The sequence below is a fragment of the Candidatus Cardinium sp. TP genome (genome assembly GCF_025215055.1).
Lineage (GTDB): Bacteria > Bacteroidota > Bacteroidia > Cytophagales > Amoebophilaceae > Cardinium.
In genome coordinates this window covers 1-12,607 of sequence record NZ_JANAVR010000028.1, presented here as the reverse complement: position 1 = coordinate 12,607, position 12,607 = coordinate 1, and the positions used below count along the sequence as shown (strand labels likewise).

The 12,607-nt window shown below is 35.8% G+C and carries 8 protein-coding genes; 4 read left to right on the top strand and 4 right to left on the bottom strand.

Annotation, left to right across the window (positions count from 1 at the left end):
- Positions 1 to 269: 269 nt before the first annotated feature.
- Positions 270 to 3,737 (bottom strand): sodium:solute symporter family transporter, encoded by a 3,468-nt coding sequence (locus NLX65_RS03840; RefSeq protein ID WP_260537372.1) that lies wholly within the window; start codon positions 3,735 to 3,737, stop codon positions 270 to 272.
- Between the two features lie 233 nt (positions 3,738 to 3,970).
- Between NLX65_RS03840 and NLX65_RS03835 the strand changes: the two genes are divergently transcribed.
- Both NLX65_RS03835 and NLX65_RS03830 read left to right on the top strand, forming a co-directional pair.
- Positions 3,971 to 4,630, top strand: a complete 660-nt coding sequence (locus tag NLX65_RS03835; protein WP_260537370.1) for an NUDIX hydrolase — start codon at positions 3,971 to 3,973, stop codon at positions 4,628 to 4,630.
- 150 nt (positions 4,631 to 4,780) lie between these two features.
- Positions 4,781 to 5,215 (top strand): NUDIX domain-containing protein, encoded by a 435-nt coding sequence (locus NLX65_RS03830; RefSeq protein WP_260537368.1) that lies wholly within the window; start codon positions 4,781 to 4,783, stop codon positions 5,213 to 5,215.
- 785 nt (positions 5,216 to 6,000) lie between these two features.
- Here NLX65_RS03830 and NLX65_RS03825 read toward each other — a convergent pair.
- The 3 genes from NLX65_RS03825 to mutY form a co-directional block, all read right to left on the bottom strand.
- Positions 6,001 to 7,170 carry a DEAD/DEAH box helicase gene (locus tag NLX65_RS03825; protein ID WP_260537366.1) on the bottom strand — a complete coding sequence of 390 codons (1,170 nt, stop codon included), beginning with the start codon at positions 7,168 to 7,170 and terminating at the stop codon, positions 6,001 to 6,003.
- A gap of 38 nt (positions 7,171 to 7,208) precedes the next feature.
- The gene (locus NLX65_RS03820; RefSeq protein WP_114910160.1) at positions 7,209 to 7,415 is read right to left on the bottom strand and encodes a cold-shock protein; all 207 of its coding nucleotides are present in this window, start codon (positions 7,413 to 7,415) and stop codon (positions 7,209 to 7,211) included.
- A 282-nt stretch (positions 7,416 to 7,697) separates the two neighbouring features.
- Positions 7,698 to 8,774 carry an A/G-specific adenine glycosylase gene (gene mutY, locus NLX65_RS03815; RefSeq protein ID WP_260537362.1) on the bottom strand — a complete coding sequence of 359 codons (1,077 nt, stop codon included), beginning with the start codon at positions 8,772 to 8,774 and terminating at the stop codon, positions 7,698 to 7,700.
- Between the two features lie 203 nt (positions 8,775 to 8,977).
- On the opposite strand from mutY, the gene NLX65_RS03810 reads away from it, so the two are divergent.
- Together NLX65_RS03810 and priA are read left to right on the top strand one after the other, a co-directional pair.
- Entirely contained in the window at positions 8,978 to 9,775 is a 798-nt protein-coding gene (locus NLX65_RS03810) for a 3'-5' exonuclease (protein ID WP_260537360.1), read from the top strand.
- 37 nt (positions 9,776 to 9,812) lie between these two features.
- Positions 9,813 to 12,230, top strand: a complete 2,418-nt coding sequence (gene priA / locus NLX65_RS03805; protein ID WP_260537358.1) for a replication restart helicase PriA — start codon at positions 9,813 to 9,815, stop codon at positions 12,228 to 12,230.
- Positions 12,231 to 12,607: the final 377 nt, after the last annotated feature.

The window sequence follows — 12,607 nt, the reverse complement described above, 5'->3', positions numbered from 1 at the left end:
AAAATTAGTCTTTGAAAAAAATAATCAAATCGCTTATCTTAACAACCTAACTGACACATTTAACTTAACGGACAACTTTAATACTTAAATTTTTACTGCCTGTCAGATTAAATCTTGACTACTACACATTAAACTTAACTGACAACTTTAGACACTAAATTTTTATTGCCTGTCAGATTAAATCCTAACTACTACAATTGATAAAATATTAACCATTTCTATACCCTATATGAACTATTTTTCCTAGTACTTTAATCAAGTGTTTAATCTTATGTAGGATTAGTATGTAAAATTTGATTACATATATTTTCCATTTCTGCTAACCAGGTTAAAACATTATTTTTTTCGGACCATGGAATATAAAAGTCCATGGTATCTTTGGCTATTCTTTTTTGGTCTTCTAGTTTTCGTGCAGCTATAGTTCTTAGATTATGCAGCCTATCGGCTAGCTTAATCTGAACGACACGTATGTCTTTGCACTTATTTAGTATACTTTGATTATCTGACTTATCTAATTCCCATCGCAACCCATAAGTATTATAATGCGTCACCATGTCTACGATATAAGCCACTTCCATTCCATATAGTAGTTCTATTTGCTCTAATGTAACGGTTGTATCCTCTACTATATCATGCAATAGAGCAGCCAAAATGGTGTCAGCATTCTTTGTAGCTTCTAATACAAGCTTAGCTACCCCCATAGGATGGGTATAATAAGGATCACCTGACTTACGTATAACATTGCCATGTGCTTTCTTAATAAATTGAATAGTATCTTGTACCTTTTGCTCAGTTAAAGTTGTGTTACTTACCAATAGACTAATAAGCTCCTTTTCTTGAGCTAAACTTTCATTAGTTTCTGCTACCTTATTAGATAAGTCATCAGTATGGTATCGTTTAAACTGCATAACTTTTTTACCATCAATAGGCAATATGTAGAGACAGGTTAAACTAGTTTCAGTTTCTATAATTTGTATATATCCTCCATGAGCTTTTGCAATTTGTCTACTTTCTTCTTGATACAGATTATTAATGGTCTTAGGTAAATAGCCTGAAGTAATTGCGTCAGTAACTACATAAGTAGGTGATATATTTAGCCTATCTGTATCTGTAGATATAGTAAAAGCGAGTGCCGATAATATCGGAGCTTTTAATTGCTTCTCTTGCGTACTATGTATGGATACATGATTAATCTTAGGAAAAGGGTAAGATAACAATGTGTCTGAAATAGTTAAATAAATGGTATGATCTATGGTATATTTTCCCTGGCATAGGTTTAAAAAATTTATAGTTAATAATCTTTCAAAAGTAGTGGGGGCGGTTAATAAATATTTTTCTTTTGTTTTTTTCATTAAAAGCAACTGTATCGGTATATCTAGTTTCCTAACCGTTTCATAAGCTTTTAGGATCAAACGCTCTATATTAACTTTATGGATAGATTTTGAATCTAACGTATACGTATGTTCTTCTTTAGCCCTTTTTAATAAGGATTGCCTAAATACATATAACTGTTTCTGGTATTTCTGTATAGGTAGGTTTTCTGCATAAGTTCCCAGTTCATCAGCTATATCTTGCAGCACTTTTCCGCTATAGGTAGGATCTAATCGGTGCCAGTTTTCTTGATTATGTAGGGAAGCTAGCGCATATTGCTGATCACAGCTTCTAGTTAACGCTATAGTTTGTAATTGTATGTTAGCTTTATTCCTTAAATATCGATAGACTAGGCAACTTACTAAAATGGTTAAGCCTATCATTGTTTCTGTAGTTATCCATTCTTTACAACTTACAAGATCTAAATAAGGAGGTATCCATCTATATATCAATAATACGACAGATAACATTACTATTGTTATAGCATATGGTAGCAATAGACTACTTATACCTATATTTACTATAAACAGTGCGCAGGACATAGGTACAAAATAGCTTAATTTCATATAGGTGATTCCGGAAATAAAAAGGGATATATATAACAATATAGGCCATAATCCATGTAACAGACGATTACCCTCCTGTTTATAAGCATGAAACATAGGATAGATGGTTACTATTGTTCCTATAGCCATGACAGCTATGTACCAGTAGATGTAGACAAATACATATACTTGCTTTACATAGAAAAGTAGTATGAAGCTATAAATAATAAAATAAATACCTGATGCTATGAAAGTAGTAGCGTTTTTAGGAAATATATCCTTCCAATAAGATGCAGTAAAAATTAATTGAAAATAGTATAGCTTTCTTAACCACCAACGTTTGGTTTCTTGGTTTTGTAGTTTTACTGGACTATCATCTGGAATACCAACCCAACCCGTATTTGGCTTTTTAGGTAACAGGTAATGAAAGATCAATAAAATGGACGCACCATATATAAGGGATAGAAATACATCACGTTCTCTTATAACTTGTCCTCTTATAAAGATATGATAAACTGTCAGAGCTGTGTTGATGCCCATAGACCATAAGACAGCAACCGAACGAGGTCTAAATCCAAAACAAGCCATAATCATTGGAACCGTAACCGAAGGAGTATAGAAGTAAAATACTTTATTTAAAAATTGTCTAATATTGCTCATGTGTAATGTGATCAGAATGGTAGCTATACCTATTAAACCAGAGGATATTCGTACAACTTTTAGAGAATATTTATCGGTTCGTTCTCTAGAACCGGTTATGAAAGGCCATATATCATTAGCAAATAACACAGAACCTGTATGCAAATAAGAGTCAGCGGTAGAAATGCATAAAGCAATAACAGATGTTATAAGCAACCCTTTAATTCCAGGAAAGTGATTAAGCTGCATAATATAGTCTAATATTTTTTGTTTAGGTGGAACACTATTTCCACTTGTATATAAAGCAGCAATAACAAATAAAAATAGTAGCGAAAAAATGATCCGAATTGTACCACTTTTTAAAAACACTTTGGTGGCTTGTTGAATAGAAGAAGACATATAAAAACGCTGGATTTGCGCTGGATCAAAAGTAAATATGGAATGCCAAATAAAATAAGTAAACAGATGAACTAAGGAATTATCCCATGTAGGAGAGATATCCCAAGTATCTATTTGAGATAAATTAAACTGTGACATATTGACAAATTTTTGCCAATTAATCCATGTATTTTGAGAATTGTATAAAAAAGTAAAAGTTAAAATAGGCAAACAAATACTGAAAAAACAAAATTGATAAACATCTGTTAGCGCTACAGACCTAGCCCCACCTAAAATGGTGTAAGCTGTAACTAGTATTCCTAAAATGACTGTGTAATAATTAGCATATGCTGGTGCGTTACAAGAAGTAATAGATTCAATAATAATTAGACTAATCTTAAACTGAGCAGAAATTTTAGCTATTGTTACTATAATACCAAAGATGGCCGTAAGTATTCGAACAGATCTTCCATATAACCTACCCATAGATTCAGCAATAGAAAAATCTCCTAGCCACTCTTTCATTCTAACAATAATGAACCGAGAGACTAAATAAAACCTAAGTGGACTACCTAAACTTAGTAGTAACATATATAAGCCTTGATAGTAGTAACCAGTGAGTTGGGTATGTAAAAAATTCCCTCCATATATGGTAGCTATTAAAGAAACGGTAATGACCCAAGTAGACATATTTCTCCTGCCTACTGCATAGTCTTTAAATGTAACAACTGATTGGCTACAGTATAATCCTATGGCCAGTGTAGTTACTAAGAATACTACTACGATGAACAGATCTATATCCATGGGTTATCTACATTTTTGCATTTTTAGTAAAACACTGTAGCTAAATTTATTGAATTCTTCCATCCTGAATGGTAATGGCATATATATTCATTTAATTTTTGTATTAAGTGTTATAATATATGCGCATAATATACTATATAATGGATAATAATCAGATTAAAAGAAAAATCCTATTTGCTATGTTTCGTTTATGCATACTTTTTTATCTTCTATGTCTTGTTTCTTGCAGCTACATGGCGCATAGACCCGGTATGTTGCCCAATAAAAACCCGATTCCTATTCAAGAACAATCGGAATGTGGCTCAACAGTGTGTAGTTATGACAGCAAAACTATACTTGAAAGAAGATTAAAAAATAATCTAAAGGCCAGTGTTGGTGTTTTACTTTGCTATACTAATGATAAACAAGAAAATTTTCTCTTACTAGGTAGAGAACGAGTAGGAAAATGTGATGGGGAAACATGGTGTGAATTGGGTGGAAGTGTCGAAACAGGTGAAAGTTTTTTAGAAGCTGCTATTCGCGAATCAAAGGAGGAAAGTGGAGGCGTATATCAGTTGGATGCCAATAATTTATTGAATAATGGCGTGGTTTGTTATAATGAGCATAAGAAAAAGGATGGGTGTATTAGAGAAGAAGTCTATATCTTACTGAAAGTAAATGATTTTTATCCTGCTGATATATTATGTAAGGCAGTCAATCAGCAAAATAAGGATACTTATAGGGAGAAAGATGACTTTAAATGGGTTTCATGTGATAGCTTATGCACGGTTGAGCACAATCCTTGTGTATTAAAAGATATAGATGGTAATGAGTATACGTTTACGTTGAGAAAGTTTTTCTATGATGCATTGAAACGAGATTCATTCCTGGCGAAATTAAAATCTGTAATGTAATTATAATTGAAGCATATAAATCATAACACATGGTTCATTTAATAAATAGATGGAAATGATTCTATAGTATGATTTATGATACTAATACATATATACATAATGGATCTAATAGGTGCTTAGCATTGAAATTAGATAAACAAATATAACAAAATGAAAGATTATACTTTACAAGTAACAGCTAGGGCGCTAATAGTAAAAAATAGGAAATTATTACTTGTCAGCAATGATTATAAGCTTTGGTATACACCTGGTGGGCACTTAAACCCAAGTGAAATGCTTTCAGAGTGTATGGTAAGAGAAGTAAAGGAAGAAACTGGAATTGATGTTAAACCAAACCAGATTGTCTATGTTTCAGAATTTTTTGATAAAAAATATAGTGTACATAAGATAGAAGTGTACTTTACTGCAGAAATAGTTGTAGACGAGCTGCCTAAGCATTGGTTAGATCAAGATGGCCTAGTTCAGACTGCCCAATTCTTTGATATTGAAACTTTAAAAGATATCCATGTTGTACCAGCCTTTTTAAAAAGAGGAAAATGGTTAAATTTTGGTAGTGATGTTTACCAAGGATCAGAGAAGCGATAAAGTAATATCAGATATAATAGAGAGATGAAGAATCTTTTTAAAAGATTATGTGTAACAGTTGAGGGTTTGTGTGATTCGTAGAGGTTGTTACACCTTACTTGTCAGATTAAATCCTAACTACTACAGCTAATGTATACTTACATAGCCTAGATAAATACTGGGGTCAGCAACATAATGAAATGGATTTTTATTTATTTAATACATTGTATTTTTATACTTATACAATATTATATGAAACAACGCAATAAATTCCCTCATGGTGGGATACAACTTTATATATTATGCACGTAAAATATAAAATAGATCTAATCGCTTATATATGTTACAAATTAGTCACCGGATTAACCTTAGGATCATATCTAGTACTAACTACTAGTTGTGGCAAGCTAGCTGGTGGTTATAGCGTCGTACGTTTGTATTATAAGAATATCTTAAAAAAAAGATTTACCAAAAGATGGGATAAGCAAGGCCATAGGGATAGTTCTAGACTCAGGGGTAGAACTCTCGACCCTATTTGATCAAGGCAGATTACTCAAAAGAACTATGCTAAAAGGATGTTATCTGTGAACTATTTAATTATCATTATTAAATTTTTGATTTAATAAGAAAAACGTATCTGTTCACGACGTTACTGGTTAATAATGGATTTTTATCCCACTTATTTCTTAAGAAATAAGTGGGATAAAAATCAAGCCCTCAGCAAAAAGTCGCTGAAAGCGACATCTTACAGGGGTGTTTTTCTTTTAACACAAAAAACCAGTGGCTTGAACAAATACGAAAAGTGGTTAACCTGAAAAACCACGTCTAAAAGGACGAGATCTAAACCGACTTAAACTTGAATTTTGCCTAAATGGCCGCCGCTCTTCTTTCTCTACCGGCTCATTATGGATGATACGCCAGAGCCTCTTTTCTTGAGGAGAAGCAATCATAGACAAAGCAAACCCTGTCGCACCAGCTCTACCCGTTCTTCCAATTCTATGGGTATAGTCTTCAGCAGCTTGTGGAAAATCATAATTGATTACATGTTTGATGTGATCAATATCCAAACCCCTTGCCGCTACATCAGTAGCTACGATAATAGAATAATGCTTGCTTCTAAAGTCCTTTATGACACGCTTTCGTTGGTGCTGTTTTAAGCCTCCATGAATAGCGCGAACCTTAAAATTGGCTTGCTGCAATTGATAACTGATGCTATCGGCTTTTATTTGCGTTTTTACAAAGATAATCACAGAACCCTCCCGCTGGCCAAGCTGCTCCAATAAAACTTGAAACTTGCCTGACTCCGGCACATACAGAGATTCCTCTTGAATATTTTTGGATTCATTATCGCTAATTTCCACATTAATCCGTGCAGGTTGCCTTAAATAGGATCCAGCCAACCGCTCAATATTCCTATCCAAAGTAGCCGAAAACATTAAAGTTTGCCGCTCTATTGGCAACCGTTTAATAATCTTATCTATTTGAATAGAAAAACCCATATCCAACATTCGGTCAATTTCATCCAATACCAAAAAGGTAGTACGGTGCAAATGCAAAGACCCCCTGCACAAATGATCCTCCACACGACCAGGTGTACCCACAATGATATTGGGATTGGTACGCAACCGCATTAACTGCTTCCCAATAGGCTCCCCCCCTATTAACAATACCGTACGCAAATGCTTACAACCACTTACCATGCTTGACATAACACCTGCTACTTGTTCAGCAAGCTCCCTCGTAGGGGCTAATACCAATACGCTAGCATCAGGACGTTGCATCAGTTGTGCAACCACAGGTATAGAAAAAGCAGCGGTCTTACCGCTACCTGTTTTAGAGGAACCCAATATATCTTGACCGGTCAAGGCCACTGGAATCACTTGATCTTGAATAGCAGTAGGGTGGTCATACTGCATGCTTGCCAACGCTCCTAACAGAACTGATGGCAAATTATATTTTTGAAACGTATTAATCAAAGTACAATTTAAAATTTAAAAAGTTCTTGATGTGTTACTCACACATCAAGAACTTTAATGTTACTAGCTACCTCCTTACCTCTATCGCTGGTAATTTCAAAGTCCACCGACTGGCCTTGGTCTATCATACTTACTCTAGATGCCACCAGCGCACTGATGTGCACAAAAACATCCTTACCTCCATTTGCTGGTTTGATAAACCCATAACCCTTGGCTGGGTCAAACCATTTTACTACTCCTTCCATAGGAAACAAAAAAACTATATTAAAAATTAGACTTCAAGCGTGTTCACAACCTACCTTTTATTTATAAAATGATCAAACAAGCAACCTATAGGCTACCTTGACTTAAGGTCGGAATAAAAAAACGCTAGCTGCAAGGTAACGGTTTTTGTCTAAAAAAGAAAAAATTTCTTGATAAAAGCTGATATGCATAGAGCCCATAACATCCACTTAAATCATAAAAATTATTGGTTATTAAAGAGAAAATAATTTTTTATAGATGATTGGCATACCACCATTACTTATCTAAAAAGGACCTAGCTTTTTTAAAAAATTCTGAATCAATATAGGTTTGGGCAATACCTCAACCTCTGCACGATTAAATGCTGCTAAGGAAAAATGGTTAAATAACGCATGGGCTTCTTGTAAGAAAAGGGCTGTAACTTCTAGTTTATGGAACTTTACCAACAACTTCTGATGGGTCAGCAAATGAGAGGCCTCTTTTGCAGCAGTAACCATAGATAAACGATGCTTTTTAACCAAATACAACAAAGGGTCCTCCATCTGATCTACCGCCCAACGCTGCTTGCTTTCTACCAAATAGAAATCATACATACCCTTCCAAATATCACTTTCTATACGTTTTTTCATGTATAACAGATCGTTATACTGCAAAACAAAATAATCAAAATAACGGACTCGTTTATTGAGTTTATTAGTTTTAATAGGTAAGCCCTTTTGACGATCGGTATAAAAGGCAATGCAATAGCTGTTAAACACACAGGGCGTACAACAAGGGGATACGGGCGTACATTGGAGTGCACCAAAATCCATAATGGCTTGACTATAGATATCAGGTTGGATCTGATCTACCAATAGGGTTGCAAACTGATGCATTTGTTTTCTCCCTTTGCCTGTACCTATATCATAGGTTAGCCCAAAAATACGTGCCAAGACACGGTAGACATTTCCATCCACTGCAGCAACTACCTCTTTAAAAGAAACTGCAGCAATAGCTGCAGCTGTATAAGGCCCAATCCCTTTAAGGGTCAGTAACTCTCGATAACTAGTTGGGAAAATGCCATTATATTGCGCAACAATGGTTTGTGCACAATGGTGTAGGTTACGCGCCCTGCTATAATAACCCAACCCCTGCCACAAACGGAGGATTTCCTGTTCTGTGGCACTGGCTAACGCCGTCACAGAAGGATATTGAGCTATAAAACGCTCATAATAAGGCAATCCTTGCACTACTCTTGTTTGCTGTAGAATCACTTCTGACAACCAAATCTTATAGGGATCACTCGTAACACGCCAAGGCAACAAACGCCGATGTGACTGATACCAGGCAAGCAACAGCTTACGAAAAATAACATGGTTCATCGTACTAATTACCATAGGCCATAAAAATAACTAAAAGTATCATACATATTTTATTATATTTGACAAGCAATAGGATTGCCTATTTCATCAGTTGTATGCATAAATAACTGAAAGTACAAAAATTTAAGTACGACAAACCTTTTTTGCCATAGATAAAAAATAATTTAGTTAAAAACCCAACCATCAGCAGCAGAAAACATACTATGAGTTTACAACTAACCAACCCGCTGGCTTTTTTAGATTTAGAAACCACAGGTACCAATGTGGTGCATGATCGCATCATAGAAATTGCCATGATCAAACTTATGCCAGGTGGTAAACGCTTAACCTTTTATAAAAGGGTGAATCCAGAACAGGCTATCCCTATTGAATCCAGCCTCATCCATGGTATTTATGCAGAGGATCTAAAAGACAAACCAACCTTTAAGCAAATAGGTAAAGAATTGATTGCTTTCTTAAAGGGAGCTGACTTAGCTGGTTTTAACCTGCTTCGTTTTGATATACCCATATTGGCAGAAAGCTTTTTGCGTGCAGAACTAGACTTTAAAGTGGAAAATCGCAAAATTGTAGATGTGCAAAAGCTGTTTCACCTAATGGAAAAAAGAACGTTAAAAGCAGCCTATCTATTTTATTGCCAAAAGGAACTAGAAGGCGCTCATAACGCCATGGTAGATATAGAAGCCACTTTAGAAATATTGATGGAACAAGTAAAACGATATGAAAATCAATCTGTAGTCGACTCTTTAGGTAATCCATTGGGTGTCATAAAAAATGATGTAGCTACCCTACATCATTTAACCAATACCCATATGGTCGATTTTGCAGGTAGAATGGTCTACAACGAACAACAGGTACCCATCTTTAACTTTGGCAAACATAAAGGCAAGGCTGTATCAGAAGTGCTCAAATTAGAACCTTCTTACTATAACTGGATGCTTCAAGGTGATTTTCCTTTGGATACCAAACGAAAATTAACACAAATTAAAATGGGGATGATGTAAGCTTAGCAGACATTACTTTCTAAAACATGCATTACACTTGAAACAATTTGCAGATGTTATATTACCACTTCCCATTAAACCTTTAACCTACCATATTCCCTCCCTATACCAGGGTGTAGTAGGCATAGGTAGTAGCCTACTCGTACCATTACGTAACGGAAAACTATTACTGGGTATTGTGCTTAGATGCCATCATGAAGCACCTACTTACCCTACAAAGGATCTATTGGGCGTAATCTACGAAGCGCCCTTATTTACCCCCCAGCAACTGACTTTTTTAGCATGGATAGCCGATTACTATCTATCCAGTCTGGGTGAAACCTTGGCACTGGCATGGCCAAAAATCCTTAACTTTCCTAACCAGGTCATCTTTGAGATCAATAGAGCCATTGCGCCCAACCAACCATCTGCTATCGAACAAGTGATCCTTTCTGCACTACAACACCAACCTTTATCTTATCATACTATTATCCAATTAACGACACCCAAAGAAGCCAATCAAGCGCTGATATCCTTACTCTCCAAAAGATTGATACATGCCGTTTCCATGAACATCATCGATCGAATAGATGATGACAACCCCTACTTTACCCTGGCGCCTAACCTCCGTCTAGACGCCTGTACTATTGCCAAGTTAGCCCCACGCGCACCGAAACAACAAGCCCTTTTAGCCCATTTTTTACCTGATAGAGAAAACTCTACCCTATATGCTTCCAAAAAAGAACTTATAACTTATTCCAAATCGGCTTTTCATACTTTATATAAAAAGGGGATTTTAACGCATCTAAACCAATCGCCTGTATCTATTTTTACTGTCCCTTTAACCTTACTAGCCACGTTAACTACTTTTCAAAAAAATGCACTGATAGAGATTCAAAAACAATTTGTTGAAAAAACAACAGTACTATTACATGGTGCAATAGGAAGCGGAAAAACAGAGTTGTATATGCATCTGATTACATATGCCCTACTGGAACAAAAACAAGTATTACTACTAGTACCAGAAATAGGCTTAGTAACCCATATAGTAGAGCGTATCAGACCTTTTTTTGGCGCATGGCTGGTAGTACACCACTCCAAACAATCGCATCAAGAACGTTTTAAGACATGGTCTCGCCTGCTCCACCAAACCGCATTGGTAGTAATAGGTACCCGTTCTGCACTCTTACTACCCTTTAAAGCACTACAACTCATCATTGTAGACGAGGAACACGATTCTGCCTATAAACAGAGCGATACCATGCCTACCTACCATGCACGAGACAGTAGCATCCTATTGGCCCAACAGCATCAAGCCAAGGTTTTACTAGGTTCAGGTACACCCTCCATAGAAAGCTATTACAATGCCCAAGTTGGGAAATATGGCCTGGTCAGGTTAGACCATAGGTTTGGCGCAGCCAGTCGTCCCAAATTATTTTTTATTGACCTGAACATAGAAAAAAAGCGTAAAGCCATGCGAGAAAATTTTTCGCTTACCTTACTAGCTCAGCTTCAAAAGAATAGTATGGAAGGTGGGCAAGCCATGATTTTTCAAAACAGAAGAGGCTATGCGCAATATTTTTTATGTGCCGCGTGCGGGTGGATTCCTCGTTGCCTCAACTGCGCGGTAAGCCTTACCTACCATCAAACGGACCATCAATTACGCTGTCATTATTGTGATTATGCAACACCTCCTTTTGGTACATGCAACCATTGCGGCGGCCAGCAGTTATATAACATAGGCTTTGGAACGGAAAAATTAGAAGAGAGTTTACAACTGATTTTTCCCGAACAAAAGATAGGCCGCATGGATTTGGATAGTACAAAAGGGAAACATAGTTACCAATCTATTTTACAAGCGGTCACTTCAGGGGCGATAGATATCTTAGTAGGCACACAAATGATGGCCAAAGGATTGGATTTTGCCAACATACGGCTTATAGGAATATTAGACATAGATGGCTTACTCTACTTTCCTGATTTTAGATCCAATGAAAAATGTTTTCAACTGATTACACAGTTGGCAGGAAGAGCAGGTAGACGCAACCAACAAGGTAGTGTATTCATTCAAACTAGACAGACGCAGCAGCCTTTATTCCACTACTTAGCCAATGGTGATTACGAAGGGATGTATAGCGCTGAGTTGATAGAAAGAAAGCGTTTTTTGTATCCTCCCTATATCAGACTCATTAAACTAAGCTTAAGTTGTGTGCACGCTGCTACCCTGCAATCAGGAGCTATGGCATTAAAAAAAATACTAGACAAAAAATTTGAGGGTAGGGTACTAGGCCCTCAACCACCATTAGTGGGCAAAGTTAGAAATCATTTTTTACTAGATCTATTTTTAAAAATAACCAGTAAAAATGTAAATAGCCTCCAACAGACCAAAGAAACATTAAAAAACGCCTGCAGCTATGCACTGGGTAGAGGGCACTATAGAAAAATAAAAATAATATTAGATGTAGATCCAATCTAACCCAAATGAGCCACAAAAGATCTATGAGAGAAGAGACGATTTAAATGGATCACTTGCAAAAGTGAGTAAAATTTAATAAGACTATGGCCTCTTATTGATACTGAACATCTGAAAGGTATCCTATCAGGTGCCCTTTCTGATCATAACTTTATTATACTGGACATTTTTTCCTATCTGTTCAAGTCATTGGTTTTTTGTTCACTTTTTTATCAAGAAAAAAGTGAACAAAAAACCAATATTAACCAGTAATGTGTAGTAGTTAGGATTTAATCTGACAATTATTAACTTTGTACGGATATAAATTACAACTATTATGAACTTACATCAAAAAATCATTAAACCGAAATTAGGGCTATTGGAACTAGCCAAAACGTTAG